Here is a 20,817-nt window from a genome sequence, read left to right as displayed (position 1 = left end):
ATGGTGAAGACAATGCATCGGCGAACTTCCATTTTCACCTTATCCCCCAAACTCCTCCCTCATCACCACCCTGAAAGTCGTTCCTTTTCCAAATTCACTTTCAACCAGAATTTCGGCACCGATAGTCTCGGCAAATTCCTTGCTCAGCATCAGACCGATGCCGGTTCCGGATTCACCTTCTGTGCCTTTTTGGGAATTGATCCGGTCAGAAAAAAGCTTGGAAACCATCTCCGGCGTCATGCCTTGCCCACTGTCCGTGATTCGGATTTCTCTGCAATTCGGGTAATCAACGGAAAGCTTCCCTCCTCCCGGGGTAAATTTGATGGCATTCATCAGAATGTTTCTGAGAATAAAACTCAGACGCTCCCGATCAGAATTCACTTTCAACCCGGATTTAATTTCATGGGTGAATTCCAGATTTTTCTGGCTGACTTGAGGCATAAACAGCTCGGAAATGTCATTTACGAGGTCTCCCAAATCAAAGTCACTCAGTTGAACTTCGTCAGCACCCAACTGCGATTTTGACCAGATAAGCAGGTTATTCAGCATTTGGGAAAGGGAATTGGTTTCTCTGGCAATCAAGGGCATGACTTCATGCAGTTCCTCTTCGGAGAGCATGTTTTTATCCCAAAGCTGAATGATACTATGAAGAGAAGAAAAAGGAGATCTCAAGTCATGGGAAATCACTGAGAAGATTTTGTCCCGAAACTGGTTGGCTTGCATTAAGGCCAAGTTTGTGATATTAAGTCGATCAGCTTGTTGCTGTATTTGGGCATTTTGGCTTTTCGCTAACTGATGGGCTTCCTCAAGTTGGTCATGCGCGAGTTTGAGTTTTCTATGATTCTGTCGCTGACCCCAAAACAAGGCGATCAAAATGCCTATCAAAACAGCAGTTCCGAGTAGCAATTCATTTCTTCTCTGAATGGAAAGATCCAGGAACTCTTGTTCCTGAATCAGTCGCTGGTTCTCGAGTTCTTTGGTTTCAGTCTCGAATTCTATCAGCAGCTCTTCGCGGATTTTTTGGCGATTGTCATTAAAGACGGCCCGGTCAGCGTCATTTTTTATCACCAAATATTCGTAGGCACTTTTAAAATCATTCTGACCCAAGGCTGATTCTACCAAGTACTCAGCAGAAACAGAGACATAGAAGTGTGATCCTGCACCTTTTGCAATTCTATATGCCTCCAAAGCGTATTGTTGGACCAAAGCGAAGCTTTTTTCCTTCAGGTAATAGTTGCTTAGCTCATTCAGGACCGAGAGCTTGTTTTCAATATCCTGATTGGCCTCTGCTATATTCAATGCCCGAATCAGGTAACCTTTAGCTTTTTCCGGATCCTCTTCAAGATAAAGTTCTGAGAGCTGGGTCAAAGTTTTGACCAAACCATTGTTGTCTTTTAATTCCTCCTTGATTGCCAGGGATTTTTCAAGGTAATCCATCGCCTGGTTATAATCCTCCTTCTTTTTGGTTTGAGCCCACAAGTCTTTGTGATAGTTTGCCAGATTGTTGTAGATCATGGATTGGCCTCTGAGATTTTTGGTTGCCAAACCATAAACAAGGGCTTTTTCATACATCGTTGCCGCTTTTCCCATTTCGCCGTTGCGGTAATAGACGTTGCCGATATTCAGGTTTGACTCCAGCATCCCTGTGGAATCCTTCAGATTTTCCCGGATTTTGAGCGCATGAAGGTGGGTTTTCAAAGCCTCTTCATAGTCTGACTTGATCAGTAAAGCCACCCCCATGATATTGAGGGCATTTGCTTTGACCTTTTCAAGTCCCAGTTTTTCGGCTAGTTCGATCGACTTCTGGGCATAGAGGATCGAGGTATCCTGTTCGTAACCATAATAATGCTTTCCCAAGTCGTAGTAAAGTACGGCCTTTGCAGAATCACTTTCGGTAGTTGAGATAATGTGTCGAATGCTGTCAGGAAAAGACTGGGGTGCCTGAAAACTCGTCCAGATTGTCAAAAAAAGGGTTAGCATTAAATAGATCTGATTTTAGGTAATATGGGTACAGGGTAAATATGCACCCTTAAAGTATTTATCCAAATACCGTTCAGAGGAAATTGGGCTGTCTGCACTGGAATCAAATTCAAATGGGACAAAAAATTACTATTTCTCCGATTTCACTCAGCCAAACCCAATTTTAGGAGAATATTCTCTAATTAGCCTCAAAGGGATTAAAGCACTAAAAACCCGATAAAAATCAAAATCCCAAGAGCCAGTCCAAGGACAAATACCTCATAGGATTTACGGATTAATTTGTATTTACGATCCAATACCTTTCCCTGATAATAAAGTGAAATGGACATATGATCCTGAATGGTCTCTTTTGCACCCAACATCTTTCTCGACTCTTCCAGGTAATCCTCCATCGAATACTTTGAGCTTTCCCCAAAAAACATCAAACTGGATTTGGGCTGGATTGTCCCGCTTTTGGCTTTTCCGATTATGGAAGGCTTTGCTGCCTGAACTGCCAACATGGTGGAAGTAAGAATAACAGCCAAGAATAAAACGATTGGTCCTATCGTAAATCCAGAATTGATGGAAATCAAATGGGACATCGACCCATAGCCTAGGATCGCTATTGTGGAAGAGATCACCAGCGCGTTGATACTGATGATGATATTGGCCTTGTTGTCAGCGATTTGAAGCAAATTACAGTTGTTTTTGAAAGTAACACGGTAAAATGTCTGTCGCTCACGCTCCGTTTTATCCTTTTCTTTCTTTTTTTCTGTAATTGAATTTTCCATTTTTTGACGTATTTACCTCCAATTTAGGCATTATTTAAACCTCTTCAGCCTCCTGTTCATTTGCAATTTGGGAAGCTAAGAGTTTTTTTGAGAGTGATTTTAAGGTCTATCGATATTTTGTAACTGAAACCTTAAAAACATTCTTGATTTTCAATAATTTGGAAGGCAAACCTGCCTTTTTATGCAAAAAGATTCCCACTTACGGACCCAGTTTGGGTTGATTTCTTTCCGCTTCGCTTTTATCTACTACCTCATCTACTTCAATCCCTTGTCCATATTGGGTGGCATTCCTTTTTTGACTTGGCTTCCTGCACTGATTACGATTCCTTTAGATGCGTTAGTTTATTTTTTGAATGACCATTTGCTTCAGATCCGGCCCACTCTTGTGCCAATGGGAGGCAGTGGTGATACCAGCTTTGGATGGGCTCAACTCTGCACCTACCTGATTTTAGCAGCTGTTGGAGCCCTGATCTGGACAATTTTTGACCGAAAAAAAACCGCCTACCCTGTTCTGCATTATTGGCTGTGCCTCATTGTCCGGTATAGTCTTGCAGGGATTGCATTCAGCTATGGCATCCTGAAAGTATTTGCCATGCAGATGTATTTCCCCAATCTGAGTCAGCTTGCCACACCACTTGGAGATTACCTGCCGATGCGGTTTTCCTGGATGTTTATCGGCTACAGCGAACCTTATCAAATTTTTTCCGGGGTAGCGGAGGTGACGGTTGCTCTGCTGTTGATATGGAGGAGAACGGCACTATTGGGAGCCTTGTTGGCAATTGGGGTATTTGCCAATGTAGCTATGCTCAACCTCAGCTATGATATTCCTGTAAAAATTTATTCCCTCAACTTGCTCATAGCGAGCATTTTCCTGGTTTGGCAGGAAAAGGATCGGCTTATTGCCTTTTTCATTCAAAATAAAGCCGTTTTACCTTCTTCACTTTTTGAAAAAAGATTTGAAGAAACTTGGCAGAAAACTGGCAGGTTCGTCCTCAAAGCTTTCTTTATCCTGATGAGTTTTGGCTTCACAACTTACAATTACTACAACTATTTCGTGCAATACCACGCTGAAAACTCCCGGACCTTGGAGCCGATAAAACCCGGAATGTATCATGTGGAACTTTTTGTAAAAAACGGCGACACCATCCCTGAAAGTCTCGCCGATTCGCTGCGTTGGAGAGATGTGATTTTTGATTACAATGGGGCTGGGAGCATCTCAGCCAATGATTCGAGCCTAAGAATGCGCTATGGCCGCGCTCATTTCAATTACAAACCAGATAGCTTGGGAAGCCAACTCGAATGGAGATTAATGGGTTGGGACAGCCTACCGTTGGTAACTTTTGACATGGTGATCCCAGAGGAAGGGCGGATGGTATTGAAGGGGAAAAAGTCGGAGGATTCACTCCATGTTGTTTTGAAAAAGCTGAACCGGCATTTCCCGCTTACAGAAAGGCAATTTCACTGGATCAGTGAATCGAATCGATGATTTGATTTCGGATTTGCGATTTCGGATTTCGGACTTCGGATTTCGGATTTCGGATGCTTCGACAAGCTCAGCACATGTTTCGGATTTCGGATTTGGCAAAGCCTAAATTTTGAAGGCAATAGGTTTTTCCCTGATTCTGTTTAGAGAAAAATTGCCTTTTCTTTTCAAGACCTGACCATTTTCAAAATAGTCCCCAAATTCTTTTCCGGGATTTCTTTTTACACCAAAACTTTGAAAAAATGGCTCAAAGTCTTGAAAAAACAGCTGTGGTTTGTCGTATGTCGTCCGTTGACAATTTAAAAAACCAACAATCCGTGTTCCTTCAGGATTTCCCAAACTTCAGAATCCAACATGGCATCGAACTCTCCCAATTCCTCCTCGTATTTTAGCCGGATTGGTTTAAGAGTTTTCAATTCCTGGATATAGCTGACTTCAGCCAAAAGCCAATAAACCCATTCCCCAAGCTCCATAGGAAGCTCAATGGCAAAGTCTTCCTTTTTCCCAGAGAAGATCAATTCACATAAGCCTGGTTCGGTTTCCTGAAGATCCGGAAGTGAACCTATCCAAAGGATGCGGTTTTGATCTTTATATGTTGGCGCAGGTTCACTATGGATTTGATTTTCAATGTATTTTTTGGGAATGGAGGTAGGTGGCACCTTGACATCGAACCAGTTTTTCAGCGGAACCTCAAATCCTACCCCATGCATGTAATTGAACAGGGATTTTCGAAGTCCTTCAGAAAAAAGCGTATGGTCCACTCCTACCGAATCTTCAAAATCCAGTTCATTGTTGGCGAAAGTGCCCTTATCCAAATTTGTTCTTTTAACTCCAAAAGCCATAGGATCAATTCCCACTGGACTATGGGCAGTCATGGCAAAGCGGTGCCAAAATCCCGACTGCAGGACTCCGACCTCAAAAAGCTGACGGACCATTTCCAGTGAATCAATCGTCTCTTGTGCCGTTTGTGTCGGATAACCATACATCAGATAGGCGTGAACCATGATGCCCGCTTGGGTAAAATGACTGGTCACCTGTGCAACTTGAGCGACCGTCACGCCCTTTTTGATCAAAGCCAAAAGCCGATCCGAAGCCACTTCCAATCCTCCTGAGACCGCAATGCAACCCGAAGCCCGAAGCAAACGGCACAAATCTGCCGTGAAACTGCTCTCAAAGCGGATATTGGTCCACCAGACCACCACCAGTTCTCTTCTCAGGATTTCTATCGCCAAATCCCGCATCAAGGCAGGTGGCGCAGCTTCATCGACAAAATGAAAACCGTTGGTACCGGTTTGTGCCATGATCTCTTCTATGCGATCGCAGAGAATAGCCGCATTGATCGGTTCGTAGCGTCCGATGTAATCCAAAGAAATGTCGCAGAAAGTACATTTTCCCCAATAGCAACCATGCGCCAAAGTCAGCTTATTCCATCGACCGTCACTCCAAAGCCGGTGCATGGGATTGGCCACTTCGATCACCGAGAGGTAATCCTGAAGCCTCAAATCGCTGTAATCAGGCGTACCTACTTCCCGCTGAGGCAAGTCTTTTATTGCGTGATTATTCAGGAACATTACCTGCCCATTGAAGCGCACAAAAGTCCTTTTAAGCTCAGAAAGAGGAATTTTTCCTTCCAAATGCTCCAGCAGCAAACGAACCGGCGCTTCTCCGTCATCTAACGTAATAAAGTCCACGTAATCAAAAACTCGTGGCTCCTTCAGTGAGCGGAGTTCCGTGTTGGGGTAGCCTCCACCCATCCAGATTTTGATCCCGGGATGGTATTTCTTAAGGTATTGTCCACACTTGAGCGCTCCATAGAGATTGCCGGGAAAGGGAACAGAAAACGCGACCGATTCGGGCTGATAGGCCTGAATTTTCTCCTCCAATAGCTCCAACAAAATCGAATCAATCAGACTCTGAGGTTGATTCAAGGCCTCCTCCATTTCGTCAAAAGTCAAGGCAGACATTCCCAACCGTTCGGCATAGCGACTGAATCCAAAATGCGGATCGACGGCCTCTGTGATCAGATCCCCAATATCCTCGAGGTAGAGTGTTGCCAAATATCGGGCTTTGTCTCGGACACCCAGAGACCCAAATGCCCAATCCAGGTCATCCAACTGCTCAAATCGGCCAGCTTCGGGAAGGAAATCTCCTTCAGCAATACGGTAGGCCAAGGTTGGATTTTTGTCCTGGAAAAAATCAATGACAGTTCCGATCGTTTGCAGGTAAGAATCTTTCATTCTCAGGATTCGGGCAGAATTTTCCGAAAGTCCGTCTGACTTTTGAGCAGCAATTTCAAAAACCTGAGTCAACCCTTTTTTCGAGAAAAGCCTCAAAATCACCTCGATTCCCAAATCAGCCTGCCTGGAAGGAATCTGAAGGGTATTCAGAAAACCTTTTAGATATGCCGTAGCCGGATAGGGAGTATTGAGCTGGGTAAAAGGCGGAGTGATGAAAAGGACTCGAGTGGGCACGAAATCGATGGTTTTGACTTTCCAAAGATCGGATTATTCACCTCAAAGAAAAACTCACCGTACTTGAGCGGAGGTCGAATAGATTTATTCACCGCAGAGTCGCAGAGAACGCAGAGAAAAATTAAAGATTGTTTGCTATACGTTTGACTCCATCGATCAATCTTACAGAATTAAAATTGATTAATAATCCAAGTTTAAGTTTTGTCAACTTTAAGTAGGTCAACAGCTGTGCTGTATGGATTCCATCAAATTGATCGACTGATTTGATTTCGATGATTACCCTGTTTTCAACCAAAAGATCGATTCGATACCCAATTTCTAATTCAACTTCCTTATAAATTACTGGAAGTGGAATTTGAGATTTTACGGTCAAACCACGCTGTTTTAGCTCATATAATAGGCAACCTACATAGCTACTCTCTAACAAACCAGGACCGAGATGCTTATGCACCTCTATTGCAGCACCAATGACTTGAGCAGAAATGTCATTTTCAAGCATGAAAAAGAGGGTAAAAATTAGATAAAAAGGACTGATATTAAATTTAGTTCATTTTCAATAATTCTTGAAACTTTTTGAAAATCAATTAATTTTATCGAAAAATTATTCTCTGCGGTCTTTGCGACTCTGCGGTGAATTTAAAAAGTGAAGCTTTTTTCTGCGCCACTGCGGTGAGTTATATATTTGCAGTCATGAGCAACAATGACATCCTTCGCACCCTCCGCTATACCTTTCACTTTCATGACCACAAAATGTCCGAGATTTTCGCCCTTGGCGGTGTACAACTTTTTGCAGAGGAAATCGCACACTGGCTCAAAAAAGAAGACGAGCCCGAATTCAAAAAGCTCTACGACAAGGATTTGGCTGCTTTTCTCAACGGACTTATTATCCACAATAGGGGCAAAAAGGATGATCAAATCCCCGTAGCCGAAAAATCCATCAATAACAATATGATCCTCCGCAAACTCAAAATCGCACTCAACTTCAAGGAAGAGGACATGCTGGAAGTCTTTGGCTTGCGAGATTTCCGCATCAGCAAACATGAACTCAGCGCCTTTTTTCGTAATCCCAGCCAATCGCAATTCCGTGAATGCAAAGACCAAGTCCTGCGTAATTTTCTGATGGGTTTGCAGATGAAATACCGTCCAGCTTAATTTTAAAAACTTCCAAGACAAAGCGCTTGGGAAGTTCGATCTTGCTGTGTCTTTTTTCACCGAATCCAATACCACAAATAAAAAAACCTGCCTGGAATGAATTCCTGACAGGTTTTTTCTTTTAAAGTAATTCAAGTGAAATCCGGAACTTATACGTTTTCCGGAACCTCAAATCCCTTTCTATAATTCCGGCTCAGCATAGCATCTGCCTCAGGATCATTTACAAACTTCTCTGATTTAGGGTCGAAATTCAACACTCGGTCAAGTCTGTAGGCAATATTTCCCAAATGAGCCAGTGCAGAGGACAAGTGGGCTGTTTCAACCGGTCCGTTTAGGATTGAGCTGTCACGGGCACGAACGGCATCGATGAAATTGGCAAAGTGGCCGTCTGTTCCACCCAAACCACGATCGACACCTGCAGCGCTTGGTCCACCGTCTTCTCCGGATAGACCCGGAGTTCGGTCATTACCCAAATAGGTCTTGAACTTGTCGTATCCATCGATCACCAGGACACCCTTATCACCATAGAAGATATTACCCACAGTAGCTCCTCCTTCGTCATTGGTATGCCAAGGTCTTACTTCAAATTGGATGATTTTTTCTTCCTCAGGGTAATGATAGATAGAGGTCAGCAATTCCGGGGTTTCCTTGCAGTCTTTCCAAAGGAATTTTCCACCCATTGAAGTGATTTTGGTAGGCAGTCCTACATTCAATCCCCACTGGCACATGTCTGTTTCGTGGATACCCTGGTTTCCGACATCACCGTTGCCATAATCCCAGTGCCAATGCCAGTTGTAGTGAACCAGATTTTTGGTAAAAGGACGCTTCGGTGCAGGACCGGTCCACAGGTCGTAATCAAGACCTTCCGGAACTGGAGAAAATCCTTTGTCACCGATATCTCCTCTCATTCGAAACACCAAGCCCCGAGCCATGTAAACTTTGCCGATATAACCCTCACGCATCAATTTGACTGCTTCCTGAACTGCCGGAGAGCTTCTCAATTGTACGCCGTGCTGGACAATTCTATCGTATTTGTAAGCCGCTTCGATCATTTTGCGACCTTCGGCAATGTTGTGTGAACCCGGCTTTTCCACGTAGACGTCTTTTCCGGCTTGGCAAGCCCAAATGGTCGCCAATGCATGCCAATGATTTGGCATCGCAATACTTACCACATCGATGTCCTTGTTTTCAAGGACTCTGCGCAAATCCTGCTCCAGCGCAACGTCTGCATTGTACTTTGACTTGAAATCACTTTGTTTTTTTCTTAGCAGATCCATGTCCGGGTCGCACAGGGTCGTCACTTGGACATTCTTTTGCGCCATCAAGCTGGAGATATGGCTTCCGCCTCTTCCATTTACACCCAAAACTGCGGCATTGATTCTGTCGTTTGCCCCGAAAACTTTGGAAGAAAGAATGGTTGGGGCAAAAATTGCCGCTGTCCCGGCAAGCGCAGTTTTTTTGATAAATGTTCGTCTGGTTGGTTCCTTTGACATTTTGTTATGGTTTTATTTTGAGATTAAAGTTTTAATTCAGACTTTATTTTTTATTTGTTCGCCTGATTTCCAGACCTGGAATTAATATGCGTTCTATGATGAAATTTGAAGGTATGCCATTCACAAAGGCATCAATTAAAGACTGGGCAATTGGTATTGAAACCTGTTTCGGACCAAGGATATTATTTTTGGTTTTAGAGGTTGATCAAGATACTTCATTCTGTGAACACATATTTTTTCCCAATATTCTAATTTAAAGAACCTAATCGCACCTAGTAATTTTCCGCTACCTAGCAATATTTTTCCCTTTTTGAATCAATCATACTATGGTCCCGGGTAAAAGGGGGACTTTTTACCAACTACACGATCGTAATACTCTAAATTGAGGGTGGAAGGACTACTCAAAACCGCAGAAATCAATGAGAAGGCTAATACCGAAATGCAAGTTTTTGGAAACACCAGGAAAAGTGGATCAGATAGCAAGTTAAGTGTTCCCAGAAATCTGCCATTCTATCGGTTTAAATTATCTTTTCGGTCTTTTTAAATAAAAAAGCATGTTGGAAGGTTGTGGAAACAGATTTGTAAATTCCATTTTTCCAGCCAAGTTCAAGGCCTTAAGCATCCTGATTTCAAAACTTATAGAAAGCATCTGAACTGTTTCCAATTCCATCTTGACCATTTGCCAAAATAATAGACCGTCATTACCTATTTCATTTTTTTCATCTTGATTTTGAATAACTTATTCATACTAACCAAACCGATAAAATGGAAAAACTCAAAAAAGAGGATATTCCTCAGGAAGTATTTGATCTCTATGATTACTACTGTCACAACCGAATCGACAGACGGACTTTTGTGGAAAAGCTATCTCTCTACACTGCCGGGGGGATCACTGCCGCTGCTCTGATGAGTGCCATGATGCCAGACTATGTCAATACCCGCACCGTCGAACCCAACGACGAGCGGATGCAAAGCTCCGACTACGTCATGTATGATTCTCCCAAAGGTGGCGGTCAAATCAAAGGTTTACTTTCCAAACCAGCTGGAAACGGAAAATTCCCCGGAATCGTAGTCATCCATGAAAACCGTGGCCTCAATCCATATATCGAGGATGTGGGAAGACGCTGTGCTGTAGACGGATTTATCTCGATAGCACCCGATGCATTAACTCCACTGGGAGGCTATCCGGGAAATGACGATCAAGGTCGGGAAATGCAGTCCAAACGAGACCGGAACGAAATGCTTGAAGACTTCATCGCCGCGTACGATTACCTCAAAAAACATCCGGATTGTGACGGCAACATCGGAGCAGTTGGATTTTGCTTTGGTGGCTGGATTACCAACATGATGGCTGTCAGGATTCCCGATTTAGGAGCCGCGGTGCCGTATTATGGCGGTCAGCCGCCCGTAGAGGAAGTTTCAAAAATCAATGCTCCCTTGCTGGTGGTATATGCCGAATTGGATGAGCGTGTAAATGCCGGATGGCCAGCGTATGAGGAAGCACTTAAAGCCAACAACAAAAAGTACGAAATGGTCAATTATCCCGGGGTCAACCACGGGTTTCACAACAATACCACACCTAGATTTGATGAAGCAGCCGCCAAACAGGCCTGGGACAAAACCATCGCCTTTTTTAAGGCAAATCTCAAATAAAAGAAGGGGGCGACAGCCTCCTTTTCTTTTTGAACACAGTGTTTTCCCGCCTTTTTATTTATAAAAATTCGACCAGTTTAAGGCGCTTGCATCTAACCTTATAATTCCGAATATTTGATGGGCCTTTTTGAAAAATTCGCAACAAATGAAACACATCATCCCTTTTAAATCTTTTCAGGAAGCACTTGAGGCTTTTGACAACGGTGGTAAATTCTTCAATCTCTTTAGCCATGCTCATGACGGAGTAGTCTCCCCCGCGGAATTGGGCAAGGTCGCCGGAGCGGCCAACGACAAACAGGCAATGATTCTATTCTTGATCATGTCTATTTCCCAGCTGGACAACCGATCCAGAGAACGAGTGCTCGCAAGACTTGATACCCAACTTTTTGATCTGTATGAAAAATACCGGCCTGTTCACATGAGTTTGGATCAAATGGCCGAGCATGGCAAAGCCGGAATCAGTACCACTTTATTGGGAACTCCAAAAAAAATCAGCACCTCCACAGAATTTGGCGGAACAATCCTTGTCCCTGTGGTAGTGGGTGCCGTGACGAGTTTTACCATGGTACCTATAGTCACTTCCTATGAAGTTTACGAATTAAGCTCTGAGGATTCTGATTCAGTGGTACTGATAGCCCACCAAAAAGATAGAGACCCACTTCCTGAAAGAAAGCTGAGGATTGGAGGCATGCTCACTGCATTAAACCATTCTGAAGACCAACCTGAACAGGTGTTTTTGGAGGTGCAATATTATATGGAAGAGGATTAAATGGACTTCCACTTCCCTATTTGCTGAATTTTGGAAACATTAATTATAGATCAGGATTCCTTCCAGCTTAGCCAGGGAGATTTTATCATCCGATTGCTTGTAGCAGTTGGGATAGGTTCAGTGATCGGCCTGGAGCGGCAATACACGGCCATGAAGGAGAAATCCCAAGGCTTTGCGGGCATCCGAACCTTTGTCTTTTTGGTTCTTTTGGGATTTGTAGCAGCCGTATTTAATTTTTTGTTTTCTCCTTGGGTTTATGTGGCGATTTTCTTGGGAGTAAGTATCATGATTGCGTCTACTTATTGGTTTACGGCTTCACAGGGTGACCGGGGCTCTACGACAGAATTCAGTTCACTTTTGGCATTTGTACTGGGATCTCTGACTTTGATCGGTCTGATCGAAATAAGTCTCATGATCACAGTCCTGACCGTTTTGGTGCTTTCCTCCAAATTCCGGATCAGAACAATCGTGGGAATGATCACGGCGGAGGAAATGTATGATTTCATCCGATTTGTGGTGATTGCCCTTTTGATCTTCCCCTTTTTACCGGATCAAAACTTTGGACCCTACAATGTCCTAAACCCAAAAGAAATCGGCTGGGTGATTATCCTGACTTCGGGGCTTGGCCTAGTTGGCTATATTTTGACCAAATTCCTTGGTGCTAACAAGGGAATTCTTCTTGGCGGAATTGTGGGTGGACTTGTATCAAGCACGGCAGTGACTTGGGTTTATGCCAAAAAAAGCAAGGAAAACGAAAGTCTTTCTGCCAGCTGTGCCACTGCCATACTCGCTGCTTCTTCGATCATGTTCATTCGCGTTTTGATTTGGACTTTCATTTTTAACCAAACGCTTTTCAACCGGCTTCTTCCGGCAATAGGATTGGTTTTCCTCAGCGCTATCGGTATAACGCTTTTCATTTTTTTCAAAAGGCAAAATCAAAAAAATACCGAAACAGAAATCCCTCTGAAAAAGCCTTTAGATCTGAAAAACGCCTTGGTTTTTGGGGTGATTTACTCTGTGATTTTACTGGTGGTGAGTTACGCAAATGAAAATCTGGGGGAAAGCGGCACTTTAGTTTCCAGTGCTGTTGCAGGTTTTTCGGATATAGATGCCATTACGATTTCAATCTCCAAAATGACAGGTGTCAAATTGGATCTGGGAATTGCAGCTCTGGCAATTTTGATTGCTTCTATTTCCAATACCCTGGTAAAAATGGGGATCGGCATCTATGCAGGTAGCAAAACTCTTCGAAAAAATCTCCTAATCGGTTACGGAACAATGTTTCTAACAGCCTTGGCTACCTTGATTTTTCTTATTTGATTACTAACCGCCACCATGAAAATTTGCCTTCAACTTAGTTTTTTAGCACTTACACTCTTGAGTTTTGCCTGCCAGGAAAAGATATCTACCTCCACTGCTCCAAGATCCGAACTCATCGCGGAGTCCTATCTCTCATGGAACGGGGACTCTCTCCCTGCTTATCCGGAGGGGAAACCGAAAATCACGATCATCAAAGTCACCATCCCTCCCCACTCCACGCTTCCCAACCACTATCACCCGGTGATTAATGCCGGAGTATTGCTAAAAGGGGAATTGACTGTAGTGGATGTTGAAGGAAATGTGCTGGAAATGAAAGCCGGTGATCCGATCATCGAAGTGGTCAACACGATCCATCATGGAGTTAACAACGGGGATTTACCCGCCGAAATCCTCGTTTTCTACGCCGGGGCAGAAGGAAGGGAGATCGTGGTTAAGGAATTAATCCAGAAATAAAACTCCTATTTTTGACTGATCCATCAATCAAACCTCCATGCGCTCACACAAGGCCACCTTTCAGTTTATCAGTGAACCCGGAGACGTCAACTTCGGTGGAAAAGTCCACGGAGGGTCCGTGATGAAATGGATCGACCAGGCCGCCTACACCTGTGCCCGAACCTGGGCTGAAAGCTATTGTGTGACAGTCTATGTTGGCGGGATCCGCTTCTACAAACCGATCAGCATAGGTGAATTGATCAAAATTGATTGCCAGGTGATCCTGACCGGAAGCTCAAGCATTCACATCATGGTAGAGGTCTATTCTAGAGCTTTTTCGGAAAAAAAGTTTGAAAAAAAGACCCACTGTATCATCATTTTTGTAGCTGTAGATGAAAATGGCAATCCTAAAACAGTCAAGTCTTGGGTGCCAAAAACCGAGCAGGAAAAGAAACTGGAAGAATATGCTGAAAAGCTGAAAAAACTCCGGGGAGAAATCCACGAGGAAATGCGGCCGTTTTTTAATGAGTAAGGCTCTTCAGGATTTGCAATCGATGTTCTTCAGGATTTGCAATCCTGAAGCATTGTTTGGGGATTTGGAATCCCCCTAGTCAAAAAGTCGGATTGAAAATCCTAAATCAGAACCTCGGAATTACAAATTCCGCGGAACATGACTCACCCAAATTGACTTAATTCCAATTTGCCTTTTCGGGTTCCATAAAAATCCGCTGCACTGCTGTATATGTATTCCTCCTCCTTCTCTACAATTTTTGTCCTTATAGGATTCAAATGGATGTAATTCGCTTTTTGATCGAAAAACTCAGAGGCAAAAATCTCCTCTCCATGATAACCTTCTTCCCAGAACCAAATTTTATCCTCATAACTGAGCAGCATCTTCAACCACTCTTTTCTACTTTCAACAGGATTTTCACAAATTGCCTTGTATATCTGTTTGGCAGTATACTTTTTAAAATCCCTGATGATGTCACTTAGATTTTCATTTTTCGCCCTCAAAATTAGATGAGCATGATTACTCATGATTACCCATGCAAAAATCTCCAATCCCTTCTTTTCTTGACAATACTTCAAACTGTCAATAAAAAGATCGCAATAATTCGACCTGGTAAAAACATCAACCCATCTTCTGACTGTGAAGGTTACAAAATGAACAGCACCTTGATCTTTGATTGAATACTCAAAAGCCATGATGAAAAAGATTAAGTTAAAAATCAATTTAAGTTACTGAAAAAAACGGTTTGAAAAACCTACAACAAGTCCTCGGAATTGCAAATTCCGAGGACCCAGAAGCAGCGTTCTTCAGGATTTGCAATCCTGAAGCCTTGTTTGGGAATTTTTAATTCCACTAGTCAAAAAGACGGATTTGAAATCCTAAAACATGTCCTCGGAATTTCAAATTCCAAGGAACCAGAGGAACCAGGAGCATCGTTCTTCAGGATTTGCAATCCTGAAGCCTAGTTTGGGAATTTGTAATTCCCTCTTCAAAGAGACGGATTGAAAATCCTAAAACAGAACCTCGGAATTGCAAATTCCGAGGAACCGAGGTCTTACCTCTTTAATTACCTCATCACTTATCCAACCCCTTCACCTTCTCCAAAAACAAGCCCTCCACATAAAACTGCCAGTCTGAAAAGTTCAACGCCTGATTGGCCAAATGGACGTGGTGATCCTGATCCAAAACGTAGTCAGATGGTTTGTTGAGCTGTCGGGTTTTGCCATAGATTGTTTCCAACTGGCTTTGAATTGCTTTCCACTCTTCTTCCATTCCGGCAAGTTTCGCTTGAGCCAGACTTCTTTTCTCTCCACTTGGTTCATCCAATTCGGCAAGCGTCAGGATCGCCCGATTGGAAAATTGGGCTGCCTGAGCTACTTGTTCATACACTTCCAGAGTGTAGGTGTTTCTGACTGCAAGCTTTTTAGATTCTTGGATGAGCTGTAGCACCGAGTCCACTCTCGCCAGATTGGCCTCCGCAGCCGCAATTTTGTCCTGATATTTTGCAGTCCAAACTCCGGCGGAGTCTGGATTTGGAAAAGGAATTACCCCCTCTTCCATCGGATTTTCCAGTTTTCTCAGGCGGTTTCTGTCCCGTTTTTTATCCAACAGGGCATTTTTCCAAAAGGCTACAGGTTCTTCAAGTTCATTGATGAATTCCATTTCGGCTCCTGACAATGCCGGTCCAAAAGCCCGCTGTCTGTAAGCAGCGTGGAGTTCTTCTGTATTTCGCTTTTCTCCCGCCCAAGTATACTCTGCGAAAATCGAAATCCCTCTTTGGTACAGTTCAAAATGCGGAGAATCATCATCCCAAAGTGTCAGGAGCAGGCCATCCGCTTTATTCCGGATCGAGATCAAAGCAAAATCCCGGATATTGTTGGTATTGCTTTGATCTTGAGGAAGGAGGTTCCATCGTGTTTGCCCGGCGGTTGCGCCCATGACTTTGAAACCGTTGTCTGAAAACCACTTCATCGCCCGGATATTCCCGGGAGATTCTGGCATATCATAGTTCCAGCGCATGTAAACGCAGTTTTTGGGGAACATATCGACATACTTATTAAGGTTTTCCTCGTTGGCAGTCCAGATGCTATCCACTTGTGAAGCGGTCAATTTACTGTCGTAAATAGACCGATAGACGCCGGCATTTTGCAGGGGCATATCGTCCCAAAAGATCGGTGTCAATCCCTTTTGTGCTGCATACTCACTGACCCGGTTGAGCCAAGTCAACTGAAGCTCCAGTGGAGATTTACCACTGTTTCGTCCTGTCGTATGGACTTCGTCACCGCCGACGTGAAGGTAATTGGCATGGGGAAATGCCTTCAAAGCATCCTCATACAGATCAAACTGAACTTTATACGTTTCTTCATTCAAAGGATTGAAAGCCCAATCGCTCTCAGGATCGTCTCTTAGCGGCTTGTATTCTTCATGCTTCAGGATGAAAGATGCATGACCCAAACCTTGTACGAGCGGACTGATCCGGATATTTCTCACCATGGCGTAGTCGCTGATGGCTTTCCAGTCGGAGATCGAAAAAGCATCCGATGAACCCACTTTAGGCTGCAACTCATAACGTAACTTATCTTCGATTTCGACGATCACGGCATTGATTTTCTGCTCAGCAAAGCGATCCATCAGTTCGTAGTAGTATTCCTTTTTTTCCAAATGGTGCTTCACGTCCAGATGAACCGCACGATAAGACAAGGCTGGTGAATCCGAGATTTTACAAATGGGAAGCGGGGCAGTTTGGTCCTTGGCATCTTCCAAAAGCTGGCCCAATGTCATCAAACCGTACCAAAGACCTGCTTTTGTACTGGCTTGAATTGAGACCATTTCATCCGAAATCTCCAATTCATAGCCTTCCGGTTTGATTTCAAGGCCTGGATTAATGGTAAAAGATAAAATCTCATTTCCCAACTCAATGGTATCCTTGCCGGAAACAAACAGTTCTTTGGCGAGATTAAATGAATTTTCGACTTCTGTAATATCCAGTCCGGAATCTCCGGTAATCTCAAAAGAGCTGGGGCTGGGCAAAATCACGAAGCGGGCATCTGATTTTGGCTTGGGTCCACAGGACCAAACCGAGAAAAAGAGGAACAAAACAGTGGAAAGATGAAAGAAGCGCATGGGTTGGGTTTAATGTTTCCCAAAAAAAAGGAAAATCCCGAAGATTAGTGCTTAAAAATTCTGTTATCCAGAGTAAATCCATGATTGGCCTTTGATATTCCTCTTTTTTACCTAATTTTTAGATTCTCTGGAGTTGAAAAAAAATCAGACCGGAAAATATTAACCCCAACTAACCCAAAATGCTGACACTCCTTATCATCCTGGTCGCCTTGGCACTGATCCTGATTGCCATTGTCAAGTACGACATTCACCCATTTCTGGCACTTTTTGTTGGCGCAATCTTATATGGTCTGATGATGCGAATGCCTTCGGAACTGATTGTAAAATCGATCTCGGAAGGATTTGGAGGAGTAATGGGCAGTGTTGGTCTGCTGATTTTGTTGGGAGTGATCATGGGTACTTTTCTGGAAAAAACCGGAGGAGCCATTGTCATTGCAAACCGAATCCTGAAGTGGATAGGTGAAAAGTCAGTCAACCTTTCTATGATGCTCAGTGGCTGGGTGCTGTCCATTCCTGTGTTTGGGGATAGCACGATCATCATGATGAATCCCATCGCAAAATCACTGGCTGCAAAAACCAAGATTTCTTATGCCGCAACGATTGTTGCACTTTCTCTGGGTGCAATGGCCAGTCATGCCTTGGTGCCTCCCACGCCCGGACCGATCGCAGCAGCAGGGATCCTGGGTGCTGATTTAGGTCAGGTGATATTTTGGGGCTTAATCGTTTCTCTTATCGCATTGATTCCACTTTACTTTTTTGTCAACCATTTCGTGGTAAAAATCCCCCTGGAAGCTCATTTGGTCGTTGATGAAAAATCCCTGGACAAAAAGCAGCTTCCCTCTTTTTTCTCAGCTTTGACTCCCATTCTTATCCCCTTAGTATTGATCATCCTTGCATCGATTGCCAATTATCCTACCAAGCCTTTTGGGGAGGGGCAATTCTTCAAAATTGTCCAGTTTATCGGTTCACCAGTGATTTCCCTACTTTTGGGAGCTCTCCTGTCCTTCACTTTACCCAAAAAATTTGATGTAAAACTACTCTCATCTTCCGGCTGGATAGGTGAATCCATTTTGCTGGCTGCCCCGGTTATTCTGATTACAGGTGCAGGATCAGTATTTGGAAAAATGCTTCAAAACTCAGGAGTCGGTGACTTGGTGACCTCAAGCATGAGCGATGCGAATTGGGGAATCTTCCTCCCATTTTTGATTGCCTTTGCATTGAAAACCGCGCAAGGCTCCACTACAGTTGCCATGATCACCACAGCATCCATCATTGCCCCAATTCTTGGTCCCCTGGGATTGGACTCAGAAACAATGAAAGTATTTACAGCATTGGCTATCGGATCAGGTTCACTGGCTATTTCCCATGCCAACGACAGCGGTTTCTGGGTGGTGACACAACTCTCGGGCATGAGCATCAAACAGGGAAATATGTCGCACAGTCTCGGAACAGTCATAGCGGGTGTGACCTCGATTGTGGTGATTTATGTACTGACAATGGTGGTTAGCTAATACTTCTTAAAAAATTAGACTTGTAGATTAGAAGTTGAACTTCTAGTCTGCAAGTAAATTTGGTTGTATTCAACACACTGTGATTCAGTCTTCATTTTTAACTTTTAAACTTTTCAGTTTAATTCATTACCTCGCTGTCCAGCCCCCATCCACAGTCAGCATCGATCCCACCATATAGGTTCCTGCATCAGAGGCCAGAAAAATCGCCGCACCCTGGATTTCTTTCATCTCGCCCCAGCGACCCAAAGCCGTTGCACCCACGACAAACTTCTTCCCCTCTTCTGTATCGGCAATTGGCAGATTCATTTCTGTCAAAAATGGTCCCGGACAGATCGCGTTCACGGTGATGCTCCACGACGCAAGCTCTAGGGCCAAAGACCGCGTCATCTGCACTACCGCCCCTTTGCTGGAGGCATAAGGCGTCCTGTTGGACAAACCAACCAAGCCCAAGGTACTGGCCAGGTTGATGATCGCACCTTTCTTTTTATCCTTCATGTAGGGAGTCACAGCGCGACTTGCAAGCCAGGTTCCGGTCACGTTCACGTCCATCACTTTGGTAAAATCTTCGTAACTCAGCTCGTCAATGGCTCCGCGAATATTGATTCCTGCAGAATTGATCAGGATATCAATGCTGCCGAAAGCTTCAAAAGCAGTTTTTGCCATCTCCTCCATAGCTGATTTGTCTACAACATCAGCGGCAAAAGTCAATGCCTTCACACCGTATTGCGCTGCGATTTCAGCTGCCGCCGCGTCACCGTCGGAAGCACTTCGACTCACAAGCATCACATTCGCACCTGCTGAAGCAAGTCCGGCCGCCATCGCCAAACCCAGGCCTTTGGTGCCGCCTGTGATGATGGCGGATTTTCCTTTAAGTGAAAAAAGATTGATTCCAGGAAGTTGGGAGAAGTCGAGTTGGGACATTTTTTTTTATTTGTTAGTTTTTTTGTCAACAGACGACGGACGACAGTCCACAGCCGATGGTAGGAGGCATTTCAAGTAAGCAATTCCGACTGGAGTTCCAAAATAACCCGTATTTCGTAATTCGTTTTTCTAATTTAAGACAAGAGTTCTTTTCGAGAATAAGAAAGACACTTCACCACATTTTCTTCCTCAAAGGCCAACCGCTGTTCGGGATCCAGGTTTTTCACTTCGGGGAGTGCATTTGGGTAAGTCTGATCCCGAACCATACGGAGGATTTTGGCCAAATCCTGAGCAGTAGGATTCTCGAAAGTCGCCCAATAACTATCCTCAAGACAAGGGATCTCCAAGGGATCGCGGGTGATCATCTCCAAGCTAAAAGTAACGTTCGGGTTATGCTTTTGACACAAAGCTACCGCTTCTTTCAAATCGACAATCCCAGTGCCTAGCTCCACTTCGGAAAGCAAAAAGCCTTTTTCGAAGGGTTTTACTCCCATATCCTTCACATGAGTGGAAAACGCAAACGGGGCCAAAGTCCGGATCACCTCCATGGGTTCTTCGAGCAGGGAAACATTGTTTCCAAAGTCCAGGGTCACCCCCACCCACTCGCTTCCCAGATTTTGGATGATTTGTGCAAGTTCGATTGCTTTCCAGTCCTTGTGATTTTCGATTGCCAATTTTACTTGGTGCTTTCGCGCGATTGGCTCTGCCAATTGAATGGATTTCATGGAATTTTCACGAAAAGTAGCCCATTCCGCTTCGGATTTGAAGTTTTCATAGCGCCTCCCGCTCAGACAAACCGTTCTCAGCACAGATACTCCGGCTTCTTTTGCCGCCAAGACCTCCTTTTCAAACCGGGCTACATCCTCGGGATTCTTCGGCATTCCGATACTGCCTTCCAGATACATGTCTAGCTTTTCCCGCTCGTCTCGCACCTTTTTCACAAAATCCTCTGCCCAACCTCCAACGGTGGTCTGAATTCCTCCAGCCCCAATTGAATGACAATGACGCATCAGATCGAGGGCATCTTTGAACCCTGGATACTTCTGACTTTCTACTTTGGAACCTGATCGGATCCCGTAGGAATGGACCACAACACCCATCGGGACGCCTTTTAGACTTTCCGGCAAAGCCGAAAATGGAAATGAAAGAGCAGCCGCAGCTAGGCTGGATTTTTTTAGAAAATCTCTTCGGGATTCAAGGTTTAGCGGGCGATTCATCGGATTGATTT

At 44.1% G+C, this 20,817-nt stretch carries 17 protein-coding genes; 8 read left to right on the top strand and 9 right to left on the bottom strand.

Annotation, left to right across the window (positions count from 1 at the left end):
* Positions 1-39: 39 nt before the first annotated feature.
* Both B0E43_RS02875 and B0E43_RS02870 read right to left on the bottom strand, forming a co-directional pair.
* Positions 40-1,980 carry a tetratricopeptide repeat-containing sensor histidine kinase gene (locus B0E43_RS02875; protein WP_077346612.1) on the bottom strand — a complete coding sequence of 647 codons (1,941 nt, stop codon included), beginning with the start codon at positions 1,978-1,980 and terminating at the stop codon, positions 40-42.
* A 197-nt stretch (positions 1,981-2,177) separates the two neighbouring features.
* Positions 2,178-2,750: a Pycsar system effector family protein gene (locus tag B0E43_RS02870; RefSeq protein WP_077346611.1), complete on the bottom strand. Its 573-nt coding sequence runs from the start codon at positions 2,748-2,750 to the stop codon at positions 2,178-2,180.
* 181 nt (positions 2,751-2,931) lie between these two features.
* Here B0E43_RS02870 and B0E43_RS02865 point away from each other — a divergent pair, with 181 nt between their 5' ends.
* Complete coding sequence (locus tag B0E43_RS02865; RefSeq protein ID WP_077346610.1) at positions 2,932-4,236, top strand: hypothetical protein; 1,305 nt, start codon at positions 2,932-2,934, stop codon at positions 4,234-4,236.
* Positions 4,237-4,532: 296 nt separating this feature from the next.
* Here B0E43_RS02865 and B0E43_RS02855 read toward each other — a convergent pair whose 3' ends face one another.
* Together B0E43_RS02855 and B0E43_RS02850 are read right to left on the bottom strand one after the other, a co-directional pair.
* Positions 4,533-6,704 carry a radical SAM protein gene (locus tag B0E43_RS02855; protein ID WP_077346608.1) on the bottom strand — a complete coding sequence of 724 codons (2,172 nt, stop codon included), beginning with the start codon at positions 6,702-6,704 and terminating at the stop codon, positions 4,533-4,535.
* Between the two features lie 121 nt (positions 6,705-6,825).
* On the bottom strand, positions 6,826-7,203 hold the full coding sequence (locus B0E43_RS02850; protein ID WP_077346607.1) for a GxxExxY protein: 378 nt from the start codon (positions 7,201-7,203) through the stop codon (positions 6,826-6,828).
* Between the two features lie 191 nt (positions 7,204-7,394).
* On the opposite strand from B0E43_RS02850, the gene B0E43_RS02845 reads away from it, so the two are divergent.
* Positions 7,395-7,856 carry a DUF1456 family protein gene (locus B0E43_RS02845; RefSeq protein WP_077346606.1) on the top strand — a complete coding sequence of 154 codons (462 nt, stop codon included), beginning with the start codon at positions 7,395-7,397 and terminating at the stop codon, positions 7,854-7,856.
* Between the two features lie 149 nt (positions 7,857-8,005).
* On the opposite strand, the gene B0E43_RS02840 is transcribed toward B0E43_RS02845, so the two are convergent.
* On the bottom strand, positions 8,006-9,349 hold the full coding sequence (locus B0E43_RS02840) for a Gfo/Idh/MocA family protein (protein ID WP_077346605.1): 1,344 nt from the start codon (positions 9,347-9,349) through the stop codon (positions 8,006-8,008).
* A gap of 765 nt (positions 9,350-10,114) precedes the next feature.
* Here B0E43_RS02840 and B0E43_RS02835 point away from each other — a divergent pair.
* The 5 genes from B0E43_RS02835 (at position 10,115) to B0E43_RS02815 (ending at position 14,055) form a co-directional block, all read left to right on the top strand.
* On the top strand, positions 10,115-11,002 hold the full coding sequence (locus B0E43_RS02835) for a dienelactone hydrolase family protein (protein WP_077346604.1): 888 nt from the start codon (positions 10,115-10,117) through the stop codon (positions 11,000-11,002).
* A gap of 145 nt (positions 11,003-11,147) precedes the next feature.
* A complete protein-coding gene (locus B0E43_RS23055; protein ID WP_174567124.1) occupies positions 11,148-11,771 on the top strand; it encodes a hypothetical protein in 624 nt (207 codons plus the stop codon).
* A 30-nt stretch (positions 11,772-11,801) separates the two neighbouring features.
* Positions 11,802-13,091 (top strand): MgtC/SapB family protein, encoded by a 1,290-nt coding sequence (locus B0E43_RS02825; RefSeq protein ID WP_217349130.1) that lies wholly within the window; start codon positions 11,802-11,804, stop codon positions 13,089-13,091.
* 15 nt (positions 13,092-13,106) lie between these two features.
* Positions 13,107-13,544 (top strand): cupin domain-containing protein, encoded by a 438-nt coding sequence (locus tag B0E43_RS02820; protein WP_077346602.1) that lies wholly within the window; start codon positions 13,107-13,109, stop codon positions 13,542-13,544.
* Between the two features lie 37 nt (positions 13,545-13,581).
* The gene (locus tag B0E43_RS02815) at positions 13,582-14,055 is read left to right on the top strand and encodes an acyl-CoA thioesterase (protein ID WP_077346601.1); all 474 of its coding nucleotides are present in this window, start codon (positions 13,582-13,584) and stop codon (positions 14,053-14,055) included.
* Between the two features lie 143 nt (positions 14,056-14,198).
* Here B0E43_RS02815 and B0E43_RS02810 read toward each other — a convergent pair whose 3' ends face one another.
* A complete protein-coding gene (locus tag B0E43_RS02810; RefSeq protein WP_077346600.1) occupies positions 14,199-14,729 on the bottom strand; it encodes a transposase in 531 nt (176 codons plus the stop codon).
* A gap of 379 nt (positions 14,730-15,108) precedes the next feature.
* Positions 15,109-17,157 (bottom strand): family 20 glycosylhydrolase, encoded by a 2,049-nt coding sequence (locus B0E43_RS02800; RefSeq protein ID WP_077346598.1) that lies wholly within the window; start codon positions 17,155-17,157, stop codon positions 15,109-15,111.
* Positions 17,158-17,336: 179 nt separating this feature from the next.
* Between B0E43_RS02800 and B0E43_RS02795 the strand changes: the two genes are divergently transcribed.
* Positions 17,337-18,668, top strand: coding sequence for a GntP family permease (locus B0E43_RS02795; RefSeq protein WP_077346597.1), 1,332 nt, complete (start codon positions 17,337-17,339; stop codon positions 18,666-18,668).
* 126 nt (positions 18,669-18,794) lie between these two features.
* On the opposite strand, the gene B0E43_RS02790 is transcribed toward B0E43_RS02795, so the two are convergent.
* Positions 18,795-19,589 carry an SDR family NAD(P)-dependent oxidoreductase gene (locus B0E43_RS02790; protein ID WP_077346596.1) on the bottom strand — a complete coding sequence of 265 codons (795 nt, stop codon included), beginning with the start codon at positions 19,587-19,589 and terminating at the stop codon, positions 18,795-18,797.
* Between the two features lie 134 nt (positions 19,590-19,723).
* Entirely contained in the window at positions 19,724-20,806 is a 1,083-nt protein-coding gene (locus tag B0E43_RS02785; RefSeq protein WP_077346595.1) for a sugar phosphate isomerase/epimerase, read from the bottom strand.
* Positions 20,807-20,817 lie beyond the last annotated feature (11 nt).

This window comes from Algoriphagus sp. A40 (genome assembly GCF_002002735.1).
In the GTDB taxonomy this organism is placed as follows: Bacteria; Bacteroidota; Bacteroidia; order Cytophagales; family Cyclobacteriaceae; genus Algoriphagus.
This window is presented reverse-complemented; position numbering and strand designations above follow the sequence as displayed.